General features: G+C 46.4%; 20 protein-coding genes. 6 read left to right on the top strand and 14 right to left on the bottom strand.

From position 1 onward, the window contains the following. Window positions 1–373: 373 nt before the first annotated feature. Window positions 374–1,018, top strand: a complete 645-nt coding sequence (locus NDI44_RS02820; protein WP_190413659.1) for a hypothetical protein — start codon at window positions 374–376, stop codon at window positions 1,016–1,018. A 6-nt stretch (window positions 1,019–1,024) separates the two neighbouring features. On the opposite strand, the gene NDI44_RS02815 is transcribed toward NDI44_RS02820, so the two are convergent. From NDI44_RS02815 to NDI44_RS02805, 3 genes are all read right to left on the bottom strand, one after another. Then, window positions 1,025–2,503, bottom strand: coding sequence for a DUF1802 family protein (locus NDI44_RS02815; protein WP_190413657.1), 1,479 nt, complete (start codon window positions 2,501–2,503; stop codon window positions 1,025–1,027). Window positions 2,504–2,541: 38 nt separating this feature from the next. Then, window positions 2,542–3,981: a hypothetical protein gene (locus tag NDI44_RS02810; protein WP_348235258.1), complete on the bottom strand. Its 1,440-nt coding sequence runs from the start codon at window positions 3,979–3,981 to the stop codon at window positions 2,542–2,544. Between the two features lie 409 nt (window positions 3,982–4,390). Beyond that, window positions 4,391–5,083 carry a hypothetical protein gene (locus NDI44_RS02805; protein ID WP_190413653.1) on the bottom strand — a complete coding sequence of 231 codons (693 nt, stop codon included), beginning with the start codon at window positions 5,081–5,083 and terminating at the stop codon, window positions 4,391–4,393. A 163-nt stretch (window positions 5,084–5,246) separates the two neighbouring features. Between NDI44_RS02805 and NDI44_RS02800 the strand changes: the two genes are divergently transcribed. Further along, window positions 5,247–6,524 carry a Mur ligase family protein gene (locus tag NDI44_RS02800; protein ID WP_190413651.1) on the top strand — a complete coding sequence of 426 codons (1,278 nt, stop codon included), beginning with the start codon at window positions 5,247–5,249 and terminating at the stop codon, window positions 6,522–6,524. A 68-nt stretch (window positions 6,525–6,592) separates the two neighbouring features. Here the strand turns inward: NDI44_RS02800 and NDI44_RS02795 are convergent, their stop codons facing one another. Then, window positions 6,593–7,156: an adenylate kinase gene (locus tag NDI44_RS02795; RefSeq protein WP_190413649.1), complete on the bottom strand. Its 564-nt coding sequence runs from the start codon at window positions 7,154–7,156 to the stop codon at window positions 6,593–6,595. A 302-nt stretch (window positions 7,157–7,458) separates the two neighbouring features. Here NDI44_RS02795 and NDI44_RS02790 point away from each other — a divergent pair, with 302 nt between their 5' ends. The 3 genes from NDI44_RS02790 to NDI44_RS02780 are packed head-to-tail and all read left to right on the top strand — an operon-like array spanning window position 7,459 to window position 9,381. After that, window positions 7,459–7,995 carry a P-loop NTPase family protein gene (locus tag NDI44_RS02790; protein WP_190413785.1) on the top strand — a complete coding sequence of 179 codons (537 nt, stop codon included), beginning with the start codon at window positions 7,459–7,461 and terminating at the stop codon, window positions 7,993–7,995. A gap of 51 nt (window positions 7,996–8,046) precedes the next feature. Beyond that, complete coding sequence (gene dcd / locus NDI44_RS02785; protein ID WP_190413647.1) at window positions 8,047–8,631, top strand: dCTP deaminase; 585 nt, start codon at window positions 8,047–8,049, stop codon at window positions 8,629–8,631. 12 nt (window positions 8,632–8,643) lie between these two features. Beyond that, window positions 8,644–9,381 carry a hypothetical protein gene (locus tag NDI44_RS02780; protein ID WP_190413645.1) on the top strand — a complete coding sequence of 246 codons (738 nt, stop codon included), beginning with the start codon at window positions 8,644–8,646 and terminating at the stop codon, window positions 9,379–9,381. A gap of 77 nt (window positions 9,382–9,458) precedes the next feature. Here the strand turns inward: NDI44_RS02780 and NDI44_RS02775 are convergent, their stop codons facing one another. From NDI44_RS02775 to NDI44_RS02735, 9 genes are all read right to left on the bottom strand, one after another. After that, window positions 9,459–9,998, bottom strand: a complete 540-nt coding sequence (locus NDI44_RS02775; RefSeq protein WP_190413783.1) for a deaminase — start codon at window positions 9,996–9,998, stop codon at window positions 9,459–9,461. Next, the gene (locus NDI44_RS02770) at window positions 9,995–11,524 is read right to left on the bottom strand and encodes a thymidylate synthase (RefSeq protein ID WP_190413643.1); all 1,530 of its coding nucleotides are present in this window, start codon (window positions 11,522–11,524) and stop codon (window positions 9,995–9,997) included. Before NDI44_RS02770 ends, NDI44_RS02775 begins: the two co-directional genes overlap by 4 nt. 71 nt (window positions 11,525–11,595) lie before the next feature. Continuing rightward, a complete protein-coding gene (locus NDI44_RS02765) occupies window positions 11,596–13,095 on the bottom strand; it encodes an NAD(P)/FAD-dependent oxidoreductase (protein ID WP_190413641.1) in 1,500 nt (499 codons plus the stop codon). Between the two features lie 90 nt (window positions 13,096–13,185). Further along, the gene (gene cobD / locus NDI44_RS02760) at window positions 13,186–14,262 is read right to left on the bottom strand and encodes a threonine-phosphate decarboxylase CobD (protein ID WP_190413639.1); all 1,077 of its coding nucleotides are present in this window, start codon (window positions 14,260–14,262) and stop codon (window positions 13,186–13,188) included. A gap of 26 nt (window positions 14,263–14,288) precedes the next feature. Further along, window positions 14,289–14,570, bottom strand: a complete 282-nt coding sequence (locus NDI44_RS02755) for an HU family DNA-binding protein (protein WP_190413637.1) — start codon at window positions 14,568–14,570, stop codon at window positions 14,289–14,291. Between the two features lie 375 nt (window positions 14,571–14,945). After that, a complete protein-coding gene (locus NDI44_RS02750; protein ID WP_190413635.1) occupies window positions 14,946–17,543 on the bottom strand; it encodes an AMIN domain-containing protein in 2,598 nt (865 codons plus the stop codon). Window positions 17,544–17,621: 78 nt separating this feature from the next. Beyond that, window positions 17,622–18,413: a hypothetical protein gene (locus NDI44_RS02745; protein ID WP_190413633.1), complete on the bottom strand. Its 792-nt coding sequence runs from the start codon at window positions 18,411–18,413 to the stop codon at window positions 17,622–17,624. Beyond that, window positions 18,410–19,210 carry a PilN domain-containing protein gene (locus NDI44_RS02740; RefSeq protein WP_190413631.1) on the bottom strand — a complete coding sequence of 267 codons (801 nt, stop codon included), beginning with the start codon at window positions 19,208–19,210 and terminating at the stop codon, window positions 18,410–18,412. Before NDI44_RS02740 ends, NDI44_RS02745 begins: the two co-directional genes overlap by 4 nt. Window positions 19,211–19,214: 4 nt before the next feature. Then, window positions 19,215–20,318, bottom strand: a complete 1,104-nt coding sequence (locus tag NDI44_RS02735; protein WP_190413781.1) for a type IV pilus biogenesis protein PilM — start codon at window positions 20,316–20,318, stop codon at window positions 19,215–19,217. 230 nt (window positions 20,319–20,548) lie between these two features. On the opposite strand from NDI44_RS02735, the gene NDI44_RS02730 reads away from it, so the two are divergent. Then, window positions 20,549–21,829, top strand: coding sequence for a sugar ABC transporter substrate-binding protein (locus tag NDI44_RS02730; protein ID WP_190413629.1), 1,281 nt, complete (start codon window positions 20,549–20,551; stop codon window positions 21,827–21,829). Window positions 21,830–21,986: 157 nt separating this feature from the next. On the opposite strand, the gene NDI44_RS02725 is transcribed toward NDI44_RS02730, so the two are convergent. Then, on the bottom strand, window positions 21,987–23,345 hold the full coding sequence (locus NDI44_RS02725) for an ATP-binding protein (RefSeq protein ID WP_190413627.1): 1,359 nt from the start codon (window positions 23,343–23,345) through the stop codon (window positions 21,987–21,989). Window positions 23,346–23,544: the final 199 nt, after the last annotated feature.

Genomic DNA, 23,544 nt, shown 5'->3' with positions numbered 1-23,544 from the left:
GATCGCGCTCTACTTTTATTCCCCAGAGCCACTGACGGCTATGAATACTCAGTCAGTGGTGAACTAGCTAATTTATTTCTGTATCTATTTTTACATTTTTCCCTTTAAAGTGTCAATTTTTAAGAGATTTTAAGAAAATCTTTTCAGCGATCGCTAGGAAATCGTCCAACTAGACTCTACTGGCTGCTGATGCCTATTGCTTTACCTGATTTAGTTGCCGGGAGAAGCGAAAAGTAGCTGTACAAATCGGGAAACAATCAATGGTTCATCAACGACACTAAAATTAGTCAAGAACCCTCTATCGGAAGTATTAAACTTCGTCTACCTCCTCAGAAGGATAAACAACTCGATTTTAGTGGTGCCAAGAAAAATTATGAAACCCAAAAGCTTTTCTGCGTTACAAATTTTAATCAAAAGAACCGCCATTCTAATCATTGCGGCTTTCGTGCTGGTTGTGGTTTTTGTGAATCGGGCGAATGCAAACGGGGCGGAGTTCCTGGTGAGTAACGGCAATAATTTCGATGTCAATGAAATTCAATTTAAGCGAGTTGAATATGTCGGGCAATGTCCGGGAACTGTAATGAATCCAGGCACAAGAAAAGCTCAGTTTGTTTCCAAGTCAACTCCACCCGCACCGAAGAGGAAAGTGACAATCCGGAACGTGACTCAGGGCATGAAGAGTAATCCTTATCCCTACACGAGCAGAGGTTACAGTGAAGGGGAATATTCTCAAGGCGTTGATTTGAGTCTAGGAAATAGCCATCAAACTCGTACTTTTGCAGTTTTGGAAGGCGAAAATAAGTTTGAGTATGAAATTAAAGAAGGAGAAAGAATAATTGAACAAGGCACTTTTACAGCGGAAGTTTCTGTAAAAGATGTTGGAGTTTTTCCCCGCGATACCATTTGTGAGGAAAAATTAGAATGTCGGGACGATGGAGACTGTTACGACAGAAACGGAAAGAAGAGAGGAAGTCGTCAAAGATGCTATACAACTAATACCTGCAATTGTCCTGGCTGATAAGACTTATGCGGCTGGCAAGTCACGCAGGAAATAAAAGCGATCGCTCCTCCAATCACTACCCTTAATCCTTCCCAAGTATCCCGTTAAAGGCGAGGAAAGCTCAATCAGGATATCGTGTATTTCTTCAGTTTTTAATGGCTGAGGAGGATTGGAGTAAATATATGCTCCATGAAGGGCATCAACCCCCGCAGTATCTGAGCCTGTGTTTTCTAGGTACTTTTTGACTAACCCAACAAGGTGCGATCGCAACTTGATATCTTGGTTAATTTTATCGATGTAACGATTAACTTTATCGTCAGCCAATCCAAAGGGAGCTTGCTGCAAGCACTGTTTTAGCTCTAACAAATCTATAGAGTTTTTGTGCTGTGCTTGGAGTTCAACCAGTCTTTGCAACGTTTCAGGTCTAATGGCATTCATTTGATTTTCAATAGCTGCTTGAAGAGCTGGAGGAGTTAAAGGGCCAGCGGCAACAATTAACTTGATTGCACGGTCAAATTCAGCTTTACCTAGATGGGTATGACCGAGATGGATTAGCTGAGCCGTTACGCTATTCGGTACACTTTCTTTTTTACTGGCTTTGCATTCGCCAACTACTGGATAGGGTTTTTCACAATAAAAATCTATTCCTCCAGCGCCTCCTGTAGCCTGTGGATCGAGGCTAGCTTTTGGGTTGCTGTTAGAATTTGTGAAACCTAGCTTTATTAAGCTCCTTCGGACTAATTTTTCAAATTCTTGACCCTCGCTGGAATTCCCTACCTCTGCAATTTTCTGAATCCAAGCCAAATCTGAATCTATTCGCTTTGCAGTTTGATTACTACTCCAGCCCAGAAATATTCTTATACTCTGGTCTAGTTCCTCGGCTGCTGGGTTTGTGGCTGATAAAAGAGCGATCGCATTCTGCAACTCTTCCAATTCTGGATGCGATGGCGGTAGTCGATTTTCTAGCTGGTATCGGCGTTGGGAGAAGAGGCGATCGCTTAATACAGGCGAAGATTCAGAAACTGTTAGGGGATTCAGTAAAGAAATAAACTTCCCTATTTTATTCTGATATTCAAGTTGTACAGGAACTTCAACCGGAGCGGGTATGGCATAAACTCTCAAGTAGGCTAGAAAAATACGCTGACGTTGCGATAGTCTTAACTGTAAGGTATCAGATGTCCATACAGTTAACTGCGATAAGGCTTCTAAAGATTCAGCATTAGCTATTTCTTGACAGGATTCACAATATGCCCACGCTTTAATTAAAACGGTTTCAGAATCTAACTGGCTAAGAACAGTTTGGGCAATAGGCAAAAAACTCGCTCTGTAGCACTGCTCGAAGGGCAATACCTCTATTAAAGCGCTGGAAGGATAAAGAGGAAATTGCTGTCCCTGTCTAATAAATATCTGAGGCATGGCTGTAATCATGCGCCCTTGCATTAAAGCTTCAATATCTGGAGCTGATAGACACAGAGCATTTTGAATTTGAATTAAATTACTCATGTTTAGGTGTCTGTATCGGTTGCATCAGGCACATTAGCTTAAGCATCTTCATCGACTGCATCCTCAGGAATCTGACCAGATGGATCGCTCAGAATTTCTAAAATTAGAGGGTTGTTAACTGCTAGCTTTTGCTCAGAGATAAAATCAAAAATCTGTTCTTTAGTGACTTCATAATCTGCCTGAGCCTCATAAACAGAGCAAATTGCAATTAGCGGTTTTACTTCTTCTTCCTTTAACAATACCCATTCTCCCCCCTGTTTGTCTAAAAGTTGTTTCAAATTATCTTGCGCTTTCTTAGCACCAGAATTTATTTTTTTAGACCGAATTAGACAACCCCGCGTCATCTTGTATTTATTGTAATCACTGAGATGAGATAAGCCGGTCGTTAGACCAATTCCCCCAGAATCTTGGATAATTGCTAAACCAATCTTCACTGTTTTGCCGTCTTCTTCACCAATGATCTTTAAATCTATGTACTTAGTTTTTGGAGTAACAGGAGATTCTATTTTTTCAATTTTCACTCCTGCTAATGTACTTCCAACCAACTGCTCAAAGCTAAAAAGTAGAGATTTGGCAATTTTAGCTTTATCCTCGATGTAGTCGCCATCTTGCAAGTTTTCTATTTCTTTCTTGAAAGCCGATTCCACTGGATCTTGGGGAAAAATTGGCTCAGCATCCCAGTGCTTCTGACACCATTGTAATACCTTTCTTACGGTCAATCTTTCTTGTCCAAGCTCTCTAAGTTGAGCTTCATTAAATGGATAAATTGGTGATACTGGCTCTAGTCCCCTTTCGTGATAAAAGTCTGACAGCCAACAAGATACTAGAGCATTGACATCATCGAAGTTAAGACCCCTTAGTTCAATAAGTTTTTCACCAATTCTATCAACAACTGCATCGGCGTAAGACAAAGTTTTAATTTGTTGTGTCCAGATTTCTGGATACATAGCTGTCAGTATCACGCCTCGTCTAATACTGTTATATAGATCCTTGCCTAAACCAGCTACAACCTGTGCTCTTGTCAAACCATCATCACTACATCCTGGATTGTCCAATTCATCGAAGCAGATGACGAGCGTTCTGTAATGACTGATTAAGTCGAGGATTTGACGAATTGTCTCAAAAGATTCAGAGTCTTTATCTTCCTCAGTAGAGTTTGGTAATCCCATTTCATCCGCTTTTGACTGCGCCAAACTTTTTCCAGAAAGCCAATTGATGGCAAAGGATGTGTGCTTCTGGGATAGTGTCCATAAAATTGCTTGTATAAGATAAGGATTATCGATGTCAGGCATGACTTCAAGAACCTTATCAGTCAGTTGCTCAACTAACTTGGGATTTTTAGCTAACAGCTTTGGAAAGCTAGTGACTATTTGCTTAGGCGTGTAGCTTGTACCTTTTACCTGATTCGCTAAAGCTGCTGCTAGTTCTTGCCACTGGCTAACGTCTTCGCTACCAATCTGTTTGAGGCTTGATGCCAACGTATTGAGAAATTCTGGCTTGATCCGGTTGAGATCGCTATAGTCACCCATGTAGACAAACAAAGCACCGCCCTCAGCCTGAAGTCGATGGCGAATCCGGCTGATAATGTGGCTTTTACCCAATCCCTTCTCAGCCTTGATAGTAATACCAACGGCTTGACGCTTCCCTATGCGAACTTGCTCAATAGCGTCAAAAACTGCATCAGAGGCATATTTATTTAAGGAAGTAACATCAGGGAAACCCTTTCCCCATACATCTTGCTTCCTGACAACTAACTCCCTGTTAAATGGGTTGTAACTTTTGAGGGCATTGTTTAGGTCTTCAATTGGAGATGAAAAGCTAGTCATGGTTGTGTGAGGAAAAATCTACAAGGATAGAACAAAGATCAGAAGAATCGTTTGGGCAAGTTTATGGTGTCAGCCGCTTGGCATAGCAGCGTAATCCACTCAATTCAGTGGTGATGGAATCTTCAATTTTGGTGGTCTCGCTATCTGGTAAGCTACCTCCTTGAAGTTGCAAAATATCGTTAGCTTGCATTTCCAGCAGCCACTCGTTGAAGTGCGATCGCGTAACTCGTTCCCCAATCTCTCGGCGAATCCGGTAAATCGGCACCAGATCGTCTAGGTTATAATCCCGGTTCAGCCGCTCGTAGACATCCAACGCCACAGGCTTAAACTCGTCGTAGGATGCGATCGCTTTCTCGGTTTCCTTACTCGATGTAGCAGTCGCCCCATTTACTGGCGTTCCCGTCTCTCTAAGCCATTTCAACAAAGCATTGCCAGTTTTTGCGCCAAGTTGGCTGTCAAACTGAAAATCAACATTTTTCAATCCTTCGCCAAGCATCTCAACGCCTTTGCCAGACAGGGATATTTTGTTTTTAGAGATAGCGATGGCTCCCGATGTTTGCAACTGTTCAAAAACGCCTTGATAGTCTCCCGCCCTCTCGTTCGTCCGTTTAACTCTTTCGGTTAAGTCACCTTTTTTAACTTCGTCATCGGCTCCCTTCATATCCCACAAAGCAAGCAGCACGCGAGTTTTAGCGTGAGCTTCCGTACCTTTTAACCCTTTAGCGGTATCTTTTGATTTTTCTTTTGGTGCCATCTCAGTAATTCCAGATAATTGCGATCTACAATTAGTATTCCCATTCAATCTAACCAAAGTTATAGTTCCCGTCACTCTCAAGCAAATTGCGATGAGACACGGGAAAAAAGCCAATTTACTAAAACATTAAGTTTGGTTAAAAAAAGTTAGTATCTGGTGGCTTGTGGATATCGACTCAATTCTTCAACCGTTTCAGCGCTTTGGTGTTCATCTCGGTTTAGAGCGCATTCAAAAATTATTGGCAAATTTGGGCAACCCGCACCACAAAGTGCCAGTGATTCATGTCGCCGGAACGAATGGCAAAGGCTCAGTTTGTGCTTACCTTTCCGCAGTGCTGACTGGGGCAGGTTATCGCGTGGGGCGGTATACTTCCCCTCATTTAGTTGATTGGAACGAGCGCATCTGTCTAAACGAACAGCCGATATCGCTAGAAACGCTAGAAAAATTGCTGCGACAAGTCCAAGCAGCTATTCAACCAGATGAAGAGTCACCGACGCAGTTTGAAGTCATCACCGCCGCCGCTTGGTTGTATTTTGCTCAAGCTCAGGTAGATGTGGCGGTGGTGGAAGTAGGTTTAGGAGGGCGTCTGGATGCGACGAATGTATGCCCTAATCCTCTCGTCACAATTATTACTTCTCTCAGCCGAGAACACTGGCAGAATCTTGGCCCTACTTTAGCGGATATTGCTAGAGAAAAAGCCGGGATTCTCAAGCCGGGATGTCCTGCTGTCGTGGGACAGTTGCCAGAGGAGGCAAGGGCGGTGGTACAGCAGCGGATTATTGAACTGGGTTGTCCGGTTGTTTGGGCTGAACCAGCGGTGGAGTTAAGAACCGCGAAGACGCCAAGGACGCAAAGAGAAGAAAGAAGGGTGGAGTATCAGGGGATAAAGTATCCTTTGCCGTTATTGGGAGATATTCAGCTGAATAATTCGGCGTTAGCGATCGCATCTTTCCAAATTCTTCAACAGCAAGGTTGGGAAATTTCCGAAGACGCGATCGCTTCTGGTATGGCAAAAACTCAATGGGTTGGGCGTCTTCAGTGGACAAGTTGGCAAAATCATCCGTTATTGATCGATGGTGCCCATAATCCAGCCGCCGCGATCGCGCTACGTCAATATGTCGATACCCTGGAAAAATCACCGATCCATTGGGTGATGGGGATGCTTTCTACGAAAGATCATGCGGATATTTTTAGTGCATTACTCAGAAAGGGCGATCGCTTGTATTTAGTCCCCGTCCCGGATCATAGTTCCGCCGATCCAGAATATTTAGCTACTTTGGCTCAAAATATCTGCCCAGAATTAGCCGATTGTCGCACCTACCCAGATCTCACGGCTGGATTAGAAGCGGCGATTTCCCCAGAAAGTTTGTTAGTTTTGTGCGGTTCACTTTATTTACTCGGTCATTTTTTGGAACAAAACCGCTCTGCTACATCCAGATAATATTTGTATTTTCAACGCAGAGGAACGCCAAGGTAAGCGCAAAGTAACGCAGAGGAAGAATCCCTGGATTACTCAGCACTCGCCGCCAAGTTTTTGCACAAAATATCGTGCTGCACTTGCTCTGGGGTTTGGTTTCCGTTGACAGTTAACAATCGTTGGCGATGTTCGTAGTATTCCAAGATGGGAATCGTGCGCTCTTGGAATAATTCGAGGCGGCGTTGTACGATTTCTAGTTGATCGTCTGGACGCGATCGCTCTAAAGAACGGCTCATCAACACTGATTCTGGCACCTCTAGCCAAATTGCCCAATCTAGATGTTGCCCCAAATCTTCCAACAAAAAATCTAATTCTTCTGCTTGAAAAGCAGTACGCGGATACCCATCTAACAGCCATCCACCCTTGATATCCGGCTGTTGAAGACGCTGGCGCATGAATTCGATCATTAGGGCATCTGGTACCAACTCACCCTTTTCTACATAGGATTGTGCTTGGATACCGAGGGGAGATTGGGATGCGATCGCTTGCCGCAAAATGTCGCCCGTGCAAATTCCAGGAATCCCCAGGTGACTACATAGCAATGCAGTCTGCGTTCCCTTACCTGCTCCAGGCCCGCCTAGAATTATTAGTCTCACGGCACCTTGCTCCTGCTGTGATTGAATCAAGCATCGCCGGAAGCTGAACTTTGATCAGCTTTCAACCAAGCCTATGCTGGCTATTTTGCCATTGATCGGTCGCTCAGCGAGACTGACGAAGCCAAGAACTAATACAAGAACTAATACAGGATAGTCAGTACTTAACGGGCTTGACGGATGGATATATCTAGTGTTTGATTATGAGGCAAAATAAAAAAATACACTACATATCGTTTGCCAACCCAACTCTTCTGGGGCAAGCGATTCGCTCTTCAAGATTCCTCACGATTAAACTTCGCCTTATGGTTGCCCAGCTAGAAACCCCAGCGCTTCATTCAGATCGTCGCCTGCTCCCCACTATTGAAGGACTGGTGCAAGTTTTTACCGGCGCTCACCGCAGCTTTTTTACCGGAGTGATGGCGCAAGCGCTGCGAATTGCCGGTCAAGGAACCTCAGTTTTAGTGATTCAGTTCCTCAAAGGCGGAATCAATCAGGGACACGAGCATCCCATGCGCTTAGGGCAAAATCTAGATTGGGTTCGTTGCGACTTACCCCGTTGCATCGATACCCCGCACCTCGACGAGGCGGAAACTCACTCTTTACTCCAGCTTTGGCAGCATACCCAGAAAGTAATATCCGAAGGCAAATATTCCCTCGTCGTGCTGGATGAATTGAGCTTAGCGATTAACTTTGGCTTAATTCCCGAATCCGAGGTACTAGCGTTGCTCGAAAAACGCCCTGCTCATGTAGATATCATTCTGACCGGCCCAGAAATGCCCCAAGCGCTTCTGGATGTCGCCGACCAAATTACTGAAATACGTCGCAGTCACCGACCCTAAGGAATACACTTCACGTTATCCTAGTATTCCGGTTGGGATTATTGTAACGCTGTGATTAAAAACGATATCTGGATTGCTGAGATGGCTCAAAAGGGTATGATTTCGCCTTTTGAGCCTACGTTAGTTCGCCGTATAGGTGAGCTACCTGTGATTTCATTTGGTCTAAGCGGTTTTGGCTACGATATCAGACTTTCAGCAGAAGATTTTCGCATTTTTAGACATATTCCGGGTACAGTTGTCGATCCCAAAAATTTTAATCCAGATAATTTGGAGCGGACAAAACTTCACACAGATACTTATGGTAGTTATTTTATATTACCCGCTCACACCTATGGATTAGGTGTAGCTATTGAAAAGCTGGAAGTTCCAGGCAATATAACTGTAATTTGTATTGGAAAAAGTACATACGCACGCTGCGGTATTATTGCAAATGTCACCCCCGCCGAAGCAGGCTGGCGGGGTCATTTGACACTAGATTTATCCAACTCTTCTAGCCTAAACTGTCGAATATATGTAAATGAAGGAATTATACAGCTACTTTTTTTAGAAGGTGAACCCTGCGCTGTTAATTATGAACAACGTAGAGGTAAATATCAAGATCAAGCTGAAGTTGTAACTCTTCCTATTGTTCTCTAAAAAACGAAATTCATGTCATTACTAACAGATAAATCTTTAAGATCCATGATTTGTACATTAAATGAATGGAATCAAGCAACTGAACAAGAAACCAAAATTGGTATTGAACCCTTTACAGAGGAATGTTTATCCCCTGTTGGCTATGATTTAAGCGTTGGAGAACAGTATTCATCTGCATTAAGAGGTATGGGTACAATTTCAGAAGATAAACCAGTTATTATTGAGCCTGGAGATACAGTTTTAATTTTTAGCTTAGAAAAAGTAAAAATGCCTAAAAGCAAACTAGTCTCAGCATTAATTTTGTCTAAAGTTTCTCAAGTCTCAAAAGGTTTATCACATATAGCTACAACAATTGATCCCGATTGGCAAGAAAATTACCTTTTGATAGCAGTACATAACCACTCAATCAAGAATATCAAATTAGAATTTAAGGAAAGATTTTGTACAATCGTTTTCTTTGAAACAAAAGATGCATCTGAAAAGTCTAGCCAAACAGGAGGTGCTGAAAGATTAGCTAACTTTGTACATAACTATGATGCTGAGGCTAGAAGGAAACTAAAACAAATAGAGAGAACAAATAAAGAAATACTTATATATCATATAATTTCTCTAAGTCTTATTCCATTGTCTATCGTAGTTGGATATATGTTTTTTCAAAATAAACCTGAACTCTTTATAACTACAGCCGGTTTAGGTGCAACTTTATCACAAACAGGTTTAGCAATAATAAATAACTTCCTTAAAAAGTAAAAAAATATCTGAATTTTATAGCAAAATAAATATTATTTCAATCGGACATTATATATTTCAATCGGACATTATATATTTCAATCGGACATTATAATGGATGTCGGATTTAGCAAAAATCCAGATGCTCTTTGCGTCGTGGCTTCAGATAAATAAATTTGTTTGAGGGTAACTAAACCATCTTGGATAAAGGAATCCCTTACTAGGATATTTCCTCCAGTGTTGAAAGGAGTTTCATAAAAAACTTCATAAATCCCTGCTGAAATAATTAGCTTTAAACAGGACAGACAAGGTTCAAGGGTGACGTAAATACTAGCACCATCAGTAGAAATTCCATGCTTAGCAGCTTGGGCAATGGCATTCGCCTCAGCATGAACAGCACGGGATGGCATCGCTTTACTAGCATCGCAGCTACTAAGACCAGGATAACAGTATCCCTGAGCCGTACAATGAGCAGAGCCTGACGGCGAGCCGTTGTAACCAGTAGCTACAACTTGCTTATTTTTAACAATTACTGCACCCACTGGAAATGCAAGGCAAGTTGAGCGAGTTGCTGCAAGTTTAGCCAACATGAGAAAGTATTCATCCCAGGTTGGTCGTTGAGAAGATTCGTACACTATTCTCTATCCTGAATGTATTGCTTACCAGTTCTCAGACATTCAGATGCTTTCTGGAACTCCATTCCCAAATAAGCCGCATGGTCTGGTTGTATCGAGGGAGAAGCCGCACAAATTTCTCTTACTAACTTCAATGGATTTTTACCGAAGTAGCAAGCAACAACTTCGCCGCTACCCGGTGTTGTTTGCGTAACAGCTATCTGGCTATCTGTGAGTTCGATTAAAAAATTTCCCGATGGATCGTAGTAGTCCTGTTGTTTGCAAATTGCCGCATACTGTTGCTGGATTAAATTATCAGCATTTTCCCAAGTGTCATCATAGATATGAGCAGACTGACTAATGGTAATCAGCGGACCCATCTTTAATTCATAATCAGAACGTCTCGTGATTTCATCTTTAATATGCTTTTGCAGCGCCCTTAGCCCCATAGCATTTGCTACCCATGCGCCAAACATATCGTTGCTCCTGAGTGTAGCTGTTAGGCTAAGGGTCCCATTAACAACTCTTACCCAAATATGGTTTAGACAGGGTGAACCACTATGTTGATGATCTGATGTCCCATCTGTTCTGCGGTTGATATTTCCTCCAGAATCCCAGAGATTCATAACAGCGCTAGCAGCGTCTATTTCTCCGATAAGTTTCTGAATTACATCCTCTATCTGATCGCGCCCAAACCAAGAGCGAAGCCGTTGTGAGTAAGTGTATTTAATACCTTCTACATAAGGACCATCTTCTAAAATTTGAGGAATATAGTTTTTGATAGTTTCGCGATCGACAGGTAAATAATTTGGTTCAGGAAAGTAGAAGTTATCAGGCTCATCAGTAACAATCGCCATTAAGTTGATCAATTCCTGAATATATCCATCGTAGCCAGTCGGTCGGATTATTCCGGTTGTCTTAATGCGATGAATTATTTTTACCCAAGTTTGGGCAATGGTTTTTCCTTCAATGCGATGTCCGTAAAGTTGCCCAGGTAGTACAATTGGTACTACTTCGGTATTAGGAAATTCTAATTTGGAACCCCACGGAGCAATCGCGCCCTGTGTTGCGTGAGATTTTATTAACTCTACTGCCTTAGTAATTGATGTGGCTTCGTAGGCTGTTACATTTCGCTGTAAATCTTCTAAAGCGCTAAATGGAATCTCAATATCAATGTACCCAGGGATGAGAGATTTAATCTTCCAACATCTGCGCCCAGTATCAGTTTTTCCTTCTGCAAATCCATCCCGAAAGAAGTCCAAAAGACACGTCCCACCACCAGCGTTACGGTCTTCTTGGGTGGCGTTGAGAATTACCAAAAATCTTACATGGGGATTAGCTAGTAGATTCCTAATTAGGAAACTAATTCCCCGTGTTGGGCTGTACAGTTGACCAATAACAGCAAATTCGTGGGGTTGTAGATGTTTAGCGATCGCTTGCTTAACAGTCCAACCTGTGACAATGGCAGTTTGCCCCGTACCACAAATGAGCTGATTAGGCTTGTACAGTGCATTGTACTGAAATTGAGTTACTTGATCGGTTGCTGCCATGAAATACTAACTGATGGCACGATCTTATATTGTAACACCTTATTTAGTTAGATATGATAAAATAAATAAAATCATGAAGACCATGACCGCCTGAAGTTGAAGAAGCCTTCGAGGAAGTCTTCCAGACGGGTATTTTTCCGGAGTCGTTGTCGGTGCCACTCGTTAGCAGTTTGCTGAATAATTTCTGATAAGGTGGGGGAAATGGCAGGTAGCTGACTGAGAGCATCTACTTTTATGTTCTGTCGCATAGCGAGAGCGATCGCTCCTATTAACTCAGCCGCTTCCATCCCTACTAGCGTTGCGCCCAGAATTTCTCCATTGTGACGCACCAGAATTTTACACAATCCGGTGATTTCCCCTAATATCTGGGCTGCTGCTACTGCCTTGAAATATTGTCGCAACACTAAAACATCTTTACCGTACTGGCGTCTTGCTTGTGCCTCGGTTAAACCAACCCGTGCCAGCATTGGTTCGGAAAAAACGCCTGTCGGAATGCCGCGATAGTCTACTTTGAAAATAGGCGCAAACAAGGCATTTTTGAGGGCGATGCTGGCTTCGTACCGGGCAATGTGGGCAGCTTGATAACCCCCAGCAACGTCCCCACAAGCGTAAATCCGGGGGTTCGTTGTTTGCAGTTTCTCGTTCAACTCCATCCCACGCCGATTCATCTTAACGCCAATGCCTTCCAAGTTTAAACCTGTGACATTCGGTTGCGGTCGAGTACATAGCACAATTTCATCGGCTTCAATCGCTTTGTTGCCAACGAGAACCCACTTTTTGCCGTCAATTTGTTTGACTTGCGTCACCTCTGTTTGAGTCAGGACGCGGACGCCCTCAATTTCTAGCTGTGCTTGCACCACTCTCGCCGCTTCTGGGTCTTCTTTCGGCAGAATGTGGGAACTGCGTACCACCAGGGTGACATCAGCGCCCAACCGAGATAAAGTCTGCGCCAGTTCGGTGCCAGATGCGCCACCGCCAATAACCACCCAGCAGGGGCGAGGAGATGCGTCTACAGCTATCTGTTCGGGGGATTGCTGCCAAATATCTATCGGCGTCCGATAGCCAGTAGCTTCGAGTCCGTCAATTGCTGCAATCCCCGGACGAGAACCCGTGGCAATCAGGTAGGCACGCGATCGCAATCTCCGCCCGTTGACGACAAAAGCGAGGTAAGGTTTACGGCAAAATTCACCCTCCCCAACAATGACATCAACGCCCAAAGAAGCCAAAATCGCTGGGGAATGCTGTTCTTCTAAAGTGGAGAGGACGCCATCCGCCCACTGGATTGCCTCAGTCAATCGCCCCCCTGGAACGGGTTGCTGTTCTGTAGAATCAGCCAGATCCCAGGGGACACCAAATCGATTGAAGTCACTTTGCGGGTGAATCACTCGCCTAACCTGAGTCAAAGCTTTGGTATAGAGAGACCCTAACTGTAAGGACGATTGCCAGCGTCTCTCAGAAGGTGGCTGGGGTTCGACTAAGGCGACGCGGGCTTGCAGGTTGGCAGCAGCAATTGCGGCATGACGCCCTGCCTCCGTGCCGCCTATTACGACTAAGTCGTACTCAACTGCCATGATTTGTTCTTTGTCAGTTGTTAATTGCTAATGTGTTGATTGCTAATGGCTAATCGGAAAAATGAACAATTAGCCATTAGCGATTAGCCATTACAAAATTGCCGCTAGACCGTCGATTAGGCGCTGGTTATCAACTTCAGAACGCACCGCGACTCGGAAGTAGCGATCGCCCAATTCTGGAAAGCTCAAGCAGTCACGAATCAGAATTTTACTCTGCTTGAGAAGTTTTTCCTGTACTTGCGAACTAGGTTGTTCTGACTCAACCAGCAAAAAGTTAGCAGCACCCGGTAGCGGTTGCAATCCCGGTATTTGCGCCAAACCTTGAAACAGGTGAGACTTTGCCGGTTCCAACCAATCCCAGGTTTGCTGTTGAAATTCTGTATCCTGTACCACAGCGACACCAGCGGCAGCGGCTAAGGTGTTGACGGGCCAAGGATCGCGCCATTGTTGCCAGCGACGCAGACGGTCTGGGTGAGCGATCGCATAACCTAAGCGCAGCCCTGGCAGACTGTAGAACTTGGTGAGCGATCGCAGAATTACCAAATTCGGGTACTCTTGCACCACTGGAATGAGGCTTTGCTGCTGGGAAGGCGGTAGAAAATCCATAAAGGCTTCGTCCATCACCACCAGCGCAAATTTCTCCAGATAAGGGATCAGAGTCTCTCTGAAAAACATCTGACCCGTGGGATTGTGCGGGTTATTCACCAGTAGACCAGTGGGATTTTGGATTTTAGATTTTAAATTTTGGATTGGGAATCGTAAATCCAAAATCGAAGATCGAAAATCGGGAAGCGGGCACTCAAGTACGTTGGCGCTAAACGTCCGGAGTGCCCGCCAGTAATCGCCAAATGCTGGTGTCACCAGACACGTTCTCGTCAGTTCTGATAAATCCCAACTTGCCCAGGTTAGTAACTCTGCCGAGCCGTTCCCAGGCAGAATCCAGTCTGGCGGGAGTTGGTGCCGCTGACCCAGAGACACCCGCAACTCGCCATAATCTGGGTCAGGATAGGCACGTAAGCGCTCTAGATGTGCCCCAATCGCTGCGAGTGCCGATTGGGGAGGTCCCAACGGGTTAATACTGGCAGAAAAATCAACAATGAGGTCGGGGGAACAGCCTGCCAGTGCAGCTGCCCAGGCTAAGTTACCCCCGTGAACAGGCCGAGTCAAGGATGGTTGCCGCTTTGGATGAGTGGTTAATCTTCGGGCGCGACTTTTTCTTTAAACAACTTACCCGCAGAAAATGCAGGAACCTTCGTTGCGGGGATTTCCATCTTGTCCCCAGTTTTAGGGTTGCGACCCTCGCGGGCTTTGCGTTCCCGCGATTCAAAGGAGCCAAAACCCACCAAAGTCACCTTATCGCCAGAAGAAACAGCTTCCATGATAGCTTCCAAGGCAGCCGTCAAAACAGCATCTGCTTGCTTCTTAGTGACAGAAGCCTTGTCTGCCACTGCATCAACCAATTCACCTTTATTCATGTTTCGTCACTCCAAATGGTTTGTACGGGCGTGGTTATCACTAGCTCTAAAGTCCCTATTTGGGGCTTTAGACACGAGCTTTTGAGGGCAATTTAGCCTCAAAAAAGCTGAAACTCTCGCTGTCTCGAAGTTTCACTGCATTATTCTAAAGTCTGCGTGCTGGATATGGATCGTCGAAAGCTTTAAGTTATGTAGATTTGAGGATTTTTTTGATTAATTTTACGGCAACAGGCACTTTTTGAGAGTTGCATAGCATAGTCTTCTAGCCAAAAACTCCGTCTACGGCACAACTTCCCCCTGTCGGAAGTCGAACAGGGGGAAGTTGTGTTTTGTCTCCTGAAGGCTCAAGCGATCGCTACTTGTTACTTACGCGCTTTACTTCTGCTCCAATATCTGTCGCGCGTTTTGTCCTGGGGTGTAGCTGTAGCCAAACGCGGAACGGGACGAGTCATCGATAATCTGAGGCGTCAGCAACACGATTACCTCTTGCCGTTGATTGACCTTGTTGGTACTTCTAAACAAGGCACCCAGCAGCGGAATATCGCCCAAAATTGGCACTTTCGATACGGTCGTTCGCTCCGAATCTTGAATAATCCCCGACAGAATCAGCGTCTGACCATCTCGCAGGCGAAGTTGTCCTGAGTTCAGGTTACGCACCGTCAGCAAAGCGATTTGGTTGACATCATCACCAACGACTATATTTTGCTGACCCCCAATCGCAGTTACGGTGGGATTTACCGCTAAAGTGACGAAACCATTATCGTCAATCCGCTCGACTCTGATATTGAGGATTAAACCTGCCTGTTTAATTTCTGCTGTGACGGTTGTATTCGTCGTATTTTCGGTCGTTTCCGTTTCCCGCCGAATATTACCGACGACCTCTTGAGTCAAGTTGACGGTAGCCGACTGTCCTTCCTGGACAACCAGAGTCGGGTCAGTCAAAATCTTAGCGTTGCCACTTTGAATCTGCGCCCGCAATGAGGATAAGAACCGGCTAGGGAACTGCAATAGGGAAGGGAGAGCTGCCGTAACCGTCCCAACCGTCCCCGCTGTTGCAGTTGATGTCACCACTCCGGTAACGGGGTCACGGGTTTGAGTAATGATATTGTCCGTAGCCGGAGTAATGGTTACAAAACCACCCTGTAGCGGATTATTTAAATTCACAACAGGTCTAGGAAAAAGCCCAGCGCCTGCATTTTGCACCCTTTGAACACCATTCGGACCCACTATGATGGTACCGGGTGAAGTTCCCGGAATGCTTACGGGATTGTTTGGGTCGAGGAAAACATTGGCTCCACTAAAGGGATTCGGGATAACAGGGGGGCTAACCTGACTCGTATTCACCTGCTGGTTTGTCGGGGGTCTGACACCGCCGTAATTAAAGGCTGCTGCTCCCTGGTCAACACTGAAGAAGCTATCCCCGATCCCGAAGGAGAAGCTAGTGTTAAAGTCCTTGGTGTTCAATAGGTTGACATCAACGACCTTGACATTCACTGCCACCTGGCGACGACGGGCATCTAACTGGGTCAAGAGGTTTGTCGCAATTTCAACTTTGCGAGGAGAGCCAACCAGGGTGATGGCATTGAGTCGCTCGTCGGCTGATACTGCTAACCCTTTGAGTAGTAAGGGGGCATTTCCCTCAGTAGCTCTCAGTGCTAAAATGCTTGGCGTTCTAATTTCTACGGTTCGAGCGGCGGCTCCCTCTCCAATGGTCTGAATTTGAATTTGCTCTGTAGGGATTTGCGTCTCTGCCCCTTGGGTCGTCAAGAAGTTCGCTGCTGCCGTCACAGGGACTTGATTGAGTCGCAGGCTGCGCGTGATGATATTTCGAGCATCGTCAGGCAGTCTGGCACCCACAAAAATTGTTCGTCCAACTCGGTTGGCTTCTAAACCGCTCAGCTGAAGGACGTAGTTGAAGACATCTTGAACTGGCTCATTTTCGATATCTAGGGAAATCGTAGGTCCCCCCTCGGTAGCACCACCTGGGCCAGGAGCGGCTGCTGGTTGCCCCGGAGTCCCGCCTGCTGCCGCGCCTCCCGTAAAGGCAAGGTTGAGACCCGCAGAACGGGCAAGCAGTCCTAAAACTTCTCGGACGGGAGCATCCCGCAACACTAAGCGGGGTACGCGCTCAGCTGTACCGAGATCGATGACAGCAGGGGCAGCATTGGTGTTGGAGGTAGTAATATCGCCGACTGGGGGCGCGATCGCTCTCGGCAAGAAAGGCGGCGCTGGACTGACGGGTTGCACTGTCCCCGCCGCTGGAGCCGGAACTCCGTCAATGGTAATGCGCGGGTTTGGCACCAGAACATCTGGGTTTGGCGGGTTGATGACTGGTTGAGGCTGAACCTCAGGTAGACCGGGCGCGGGGGTTATGCCACTGGGTGCTGGAACCTGAGGGCTTTGACCGGGTGCCGTTTGGGGGAATACACCGCCCGGAACTGGCGTTTGAGCGAGTCGGGTTGGAGTCGGTGGCGTCTGTGCCGTGGGTGCAGGTGCAGTAGGAGAAGAATTAACAGGTGCCTGGGAGGAGAGCGTCGGCGGTGCAACAGAGTTAACGTTTAAGGTGATTCCCCCTTCCTTGTTCTGGCTAATCTGCCCGGTCGGTTTGCTGTTAGCAGTGCTGACCGTTACTCGGACGCTATTGTCCTCCCGCTGGCTCACGACGATTGACTGAATGCCAGGAGCCGGATTTTCCTGACGGAAGCTGTCTCCCTCAGGTAAGCTCAGTCGGGCATTCAACACGTCTGCCATTAACTCATTGTCACGGCTGAGTGTGAACATCTGAGGGCGTAGGACAGTGTCCTTGCCGGAGCGATCGCCCTCAGATGTCTTTAGCATCACTTCAACACCGTTATCCGTGGGATTGAGTTGCACAGCGGTTACTTGCGTGGCAGCTGCTAAGACCCGTTGTGTTCCGGGTAGAACCAGTGCTGAACCGAGCAAGATTCCACCCAATATTGATAGCTGTTTCACCGTTTCCTCCTCACACAAAAGCAATTTTTGCACCTGAACAGCTTTCAGGTCGAATTCTCGACACCTACTTGCTGTCTCCTACTGGGGTGGTTGAGCTGCCGCTGCTGCTGCCGCTGCTGCTGCCGCCGCCTCTTTCGCTTCCTGCTCCGATAATGGCAGCAGCACCTCTAACCTAAAAGAGGTGTTAATCAAGGTTCGCTCTTTTGGTTTGCCAGTGGGGACAATTTGACCCTGCCGGTTTACCGTAATTTTCTGACTGGTCGCCGCGTCCTTTAAATCTGATTTCAAGTCTTTTACTACTAGCAGTTGCTGGAGTCGCTCTAGACTTCTCAGAATGGATTGGGTTTGTCCGTAGTCGCCTTCAAAGCTTACATTGTATACCTTACGTTTGAGCTTACCATTGACTTCCGGCCCTAAAGATCCATCAGTAATAATGTCACTACTGCTGGCACCAGCGGCATCGTTTGTTCTTGGCTCATACTTGGTCAATTTACCCTGTCTTGCCTTAACAAAACGATTGATATCTAGCATTAAGGTATCCAGGGTTCTGGAGCTACCAAACATGGAAAGGACAGCAGCTCTTTGCTGTTTTGCCTTGTTTAGGTTTACTTTCGCCGCATCAATTTTTTGCTGGAGTTGTGCCTGTTGTTGAATTTGCTGCTCGGTGTTTTCTACATCAGTTTGCAGTTGTTGATAAGAAGTCCACGCAGGCAACAACAGGTTAGCGACCAAATAAGCTGCTCCTGCTAAACCCAACACTGCCAGCAAGGCACCGCTGACTGTTGGCGTGAAAGTAATACCAAAGGCACTGGGATAGGCAGCTTCATCTTGGCCTTCATCGGATGGTATAAAGTCTTGACTTACCGTCATTTTTGCAGCGCTCCTGTGTTCTGAAGGTTTCTAAGCCGAGTCGCTAATCCCACTGCACCTTTGCGCTCCCACTCTCTAAGTAACTGGGAAGCCGGGGCATCGCTCAGGCTCGTTTTAATGGTGTATTCCACCACTTTTGGCAATTTAATTTCTACTCTAGCGTTGGAATTTCCTTGATCCTGGGGCTGTTGCACCTGAGTTTGATTGTCTTTCAACTCAGCCGCCACAATTTGGGTATCTTCGCTATCGAATAACTTAGATCGCTGTAGCGTTAGCAAAAAGTCGTTCACTTCATCAAAGGAGCGAGCGTACCCTTTGATTGACACGTTAGAACTCGGAGGGGCAGCGGCAGCAGTGGGGCTAGGGGCTGCGGCGGCGGTGGCTGGATCTGGAGCGGTTTGCTCAATGCTGGTGATTTGTAGACCGGGTGGCACGCGATCGCGTATATCCTGCAAAATCGCTGACCACGGAGCTAATTGATTAAACACGCTGGCGAGTGCCTGCGTTTCTCCTTTCACTGCCTGAGTTTCGTTGTTGATTGCTTGAATTTGCTGCTCTTTGGCTTTGCCTTCATTGAGCCGCTGTTCCAATTGAGCTTTTTTGGCGGTCAATTGTTCGGTTTGGTTTTGCAGCAACAACCACAACGCCCCAACTCCTGCTGGCAACAGCAGACCGACTGCCAATCCCGCCAACAGCGGCGTCATGTTTTTATTCCCAGAGGGAGCTTTGGCACCGGGGACATCGCGGCGGATGATGTCCGGGCGATCCTTAAGAAAATTAATATCTAGGCTATACATCGCTTTAAACCTCTCGTAGTCCTAATCCCAATACCACTCCCAATCCCGGTCTTTGCACTGGTGAAATTTCCTCTATCACCTCCAAGGAAAGGGCCGCAACTGGGTCTACTTGTGTCGTTGGCAAGCTCAACCGTTGCGTGAAGAATTCATCCAGTTGTCCAATTCCTCCTCCTGGCCCAGCGAGTAGCAGCTGCGCCACTTCTAAATTTTCGCTCTGATTTAGATAAAAATCGATAGAACGACGCAGTTCGTCGGCAAGCTCTCCCAATACTCTAACCAAAGCCGCCATACCGGGATTGATCCCTGTTGCACCTGTGCGGACATTATCGACGGGGGTGTTGGGAATTGTCATCCCTTGCAGGATTTCAGTGTTTCTCGATGTCGGTAAATTCATCGCCCGATTCAGGGCACTCTGTAGTTGATACGTCCCAATCGGCACGGTGCGCGAGAATTGTGGCACCCCATCTACGATGATGGCAATCTCGGTGCTGTCGAACTCAATATCTACCAAAACGGCAGCTTCTTGAGGACCAAATTGCCGCAACTGCTCTCGAATCGTCCGAATCAGAGAAAAACTGCTAATCTCTAACACATCGATTTTTAATCCAGCTTCGCGGAAGGTTTCGATATAGGTATCTGTCACATCCTTGCGGGTGGCAACTAGCAGCACCTGCACCTTCTCGATTCCATCCTCATCGGTGAAAAATCCCAGCTTCTGGTAGTCTACATCTGCTTCTTCCCGTGGAAAAGGCAAGTAGAGACCGGCTTCGTGATCCAGTACCATTTCCCGCAACTCTTTGTCATCAAGTTCCGCAGGCACCGGGATAACGCGCACCACGGCTTCGCGACCCGATACGGCAGTGGCGACGTTCTGGACTTTTATCTTACTTTCAGCGATCGCTTCCTTAATCAGTTCTGCTAAAGCTGGGGCATCGATAATCTTGCCTTCTTGAAAAACCCCTTCCGGAACTTCTTTCGAGGACAGCATTGTTAATTTGAATCCTTGTCCCTGCTTGCGTAGCTGAGCAATATTAATTCGTTCAGGGGCAATTTCTATACCAATTCCTTTGGTACGTTTCGATAATAATCCTTTAAATCGGGTGAACATATCTTTAGGTTTGCTGAGGGGAGCAGCCATAGAAAGTTTAGTTAGGTAAGAGAGATTGCGTATAGGGAAATAGAGACAGATTCATGGTACCCAATCTAGCTGACAAACACATCGGTAGAGACAAAAATACACCCTGTATAGATTCCGTACCATTAGATATACCTCATCAGGTAGGATGAGTTACTGCTAGCTGGGTTACTGCTAGCGCTGAAAGTGGAATTGCAATTTACATGATCCGTAGGAAAACCTGGAGACGATTGGGCATCTGTACCCTATTGGGGTTCATTTTCAGCTGGGTTATCAGCTGTAGCCCTGGATCTGCCCCATCCGGAAAAGGGGAAATTGAGTTCTGGACGATGCAGCTGCAACCGCAGTTTACTGAGTATTTCAACAAACTGATTGCCAACTTTGAAGCGGAAAATACCGGCGTCAAAGTCCGCTGGGTAGATGTACCCTGGAGTGCGATGGAAAGCAAAATCCTGACGGCGGTTTCGGCAAAAACAGCACCCGATGTCGCGAACCTCAATCCGGACTTTGCCTCTCAGTTGGCGTCGCGCAATGCTTGGTTGAATTTAGATACTAAAGTTCCCCAGGCGGTGCGTCAGCAATATCTACCTAATATATGGAAGGCTAGCACGCTCAGCGACCAAAGTTTTGGACTTCCCTGGTATTTAACGACGCGGGTGACGATTTACAACCAGGATTTGTTTAAAGCCGCTGGGGTAAGCAAACCTCCGGCGACTTATGCCGAACTGGCAGAAGTTGCTCAACAAATTAAGGAAAAAACCGGCAAGTATGCGTTTTTTGCAACCCTAGTTCCAGAAGATTCGGCTGAGGTGCTGGAATCGATGGTGCAAATGGGGGTTCAATTGGTGGATGCCAATGGAGAGGCGGCTTTTAATACACCCGCAGGGAAAGCGGCGTTTCAGTATTGGGTAGACCTTTACCAGAAGAAGCTGTTGCCCCAGGAGGTATTGACACAAGGGCATCGACGTGCGGTTGAACTGTACCAAGCAGGTGAGACGGCGGTGCTAGCAACGGGCGCAGAGTTTATGGCGACGATTGAGAAGAACGCCCCAGCGATCGCGCAAGTCTCCGCTGCGGCACCCCAGATTACCGGCGAAACGGGTAAAAAGAATGTAGCGGTGATGAATCTGGTGATTCCCCGCGACACTCCAAATCCGGATGACGCCCTCAAATTTGCTTTATTTGTCACCAACGATCAAAATCAGCTGGCTTTTGCTAAGGCGGCGAACGTGTTGCCGTCTACAGTTCAGGCAGTGCAAGAGTACCAAAGCCAGATAGCCAGTAATCCGAAGGTGTCGCCAGTGGAACAAGCTCGCGTCATTAGTGCCAGCCAATTGACATCGGCAGAGGTTTTAGTCCCGGCGATGAAGGATCTCAACAAGTTGCAGAAGGCAATTTATGAGAATTTGCAAGCAGCGATGTTGGGGGAAAAGACGGTAGACAAAGCAGTTGGAGATGCAGCTTTAGCGTGGAATCAACGCTAGGGATTCACGCTAAAGCTGCCAGACCTAACCTCCAACCCCTTCCTGGAATCGGGAAGGGGAGCAATATTCAAGAGAAATATTCAAAACCCCTCTCCGTTTCGGAGAGGGGTTTGGGGAGAGGTTTGGAGAGGCACTTTTTTCTCTAGATGGGGAGTTATCACACGATTACAGCAGTATTAGAGCTTGATGTGACTTCACGGGGCAACTCTAGGCGGAAAGTTGAACCCTCTCCCGGCTGACTTTCCACCTGTATTTTCCCATCCATCATGCGAACTAATCGGTCAGTAATGGCAAGCCCTAAACCCGTACCCCCATGAGTGCGCGTCAGGCTTTGACTGAGTTGTCGAAATTCTTGAAAAATTTGCTGAATTTCCGACTCCTCGATCCCAATGCCCGTATCTTTGACAGCGATCGCAATTTGGTCGGGTGTCGGTTCGCAAGCATCCACAGTAATGCTACCCGAATCGGTAAACTTAATCGCATTGGAAAGAAGATTAACCAACACCTGCCGCACGCGATTACTGTCATTCACAACACAAGGATTATCAAGACTAACGTGAATATGTACTTCCAGGTGCTTCTGCTGAGCCAAGCTCTGGAGTTCTTCCACCGTTTGCGAGACTAGCTCGACTAAGTCAAATTCTTCCAAATTTAATTCCAGCTTTCCCGCCTCTAGCTTAGAGAAGTCCAGAATATCCTCAATCAGTTTGAGTAGGTGTTTGCCACTATTAAAAATGCGCTCCAGCATGTGTATTTGGTTTTGACCCAGCTGATGCTGAGCTTGGCGCATCAACAATTGCGTAAAGCCTAGAATCGCATTCATCGGAGTCCGCAGTTCGTGGGACATCAGCGCCAAAAACTGCGACTTCAGCCGGACTTCTTCTTGAAGGCGCAAATTTTGCAAATGATAATAGCGAATTTTCTCCTCCGCTTGCTTGCGGGCGGTGATATCACGTAGCATCCAGCGCAGGGAAGACCCCTTACCTTGCTTATCTGGGACGCTGGTGACAGTCAGCGCAGCATTAAAGAGTTTGCCTTGACGCGATTTTAGTCGCACCTCCCACTCCTGAACTAAGCCTAATTTTGGCACCTGAGTCAGTTGGGAACGAAAGGCTCGACGAGCTTCTTCAGGCACAAATATGATTAGCGGTTTGCCCACTAGGTAAGTGGGCAAGATACCGAGAAGCTCAGCAGCGGCGCGGTTGGCTTCCCGAATCGTTCCAGCCGCATCTGTTACCAGGTAGCCGTCTGGAGCAAACTCGAATAGGTCTAGGTAGCGCTGGCGTTCCGATTCCAATGCTCCCCTCGCCACTAACAACTCCTCATTCTGCTGGCGCAGTTCTTCTTCGGCTACGTGTAATTCTTCCAAAGCGGTTTTTAATTCTTCCAGCGATCCCGCTAGCAGCGCTGGCTGTTGCTGAGGCGATTCGGTGACACGCTGCTGTAACGCCGCTGCGCGTTGGCGTGCCGTCTCTATTTTCTCGGTAAACCGCTCTCCTTTTAGGTGAAAAGTCATGAAATTCTTGATTACTATCTTTTTTTAAACTTTTGTTAAGCTCTTGAATCACCCATTTTGCTTTTTGAGCAATTTGGAAATCAGATTAGCTGTAAGCGCCCTAAGCAACTAGACAAATCACACAAAGTTTTTAGCTTTTGGCAGCAAGTGCCGTTGAACTTAACTTTAATGAATAAATTCCCGTAATACACAAAGTGTG

The sequence above is a fragment of the Trichocoleus sp. DQ-A3 genome, from assembly GCF_039961975.1.
GTDB lineage: Bacteria > Cyanobacteriota > Cyanobacteriia > Cyanobacteriales > FACHB-T130 > FACHB-T130.
Note: the sequence above shows the minus strand (reverse complement) of the source record. Positions and strands in the feature narration are given on the sequence as shown.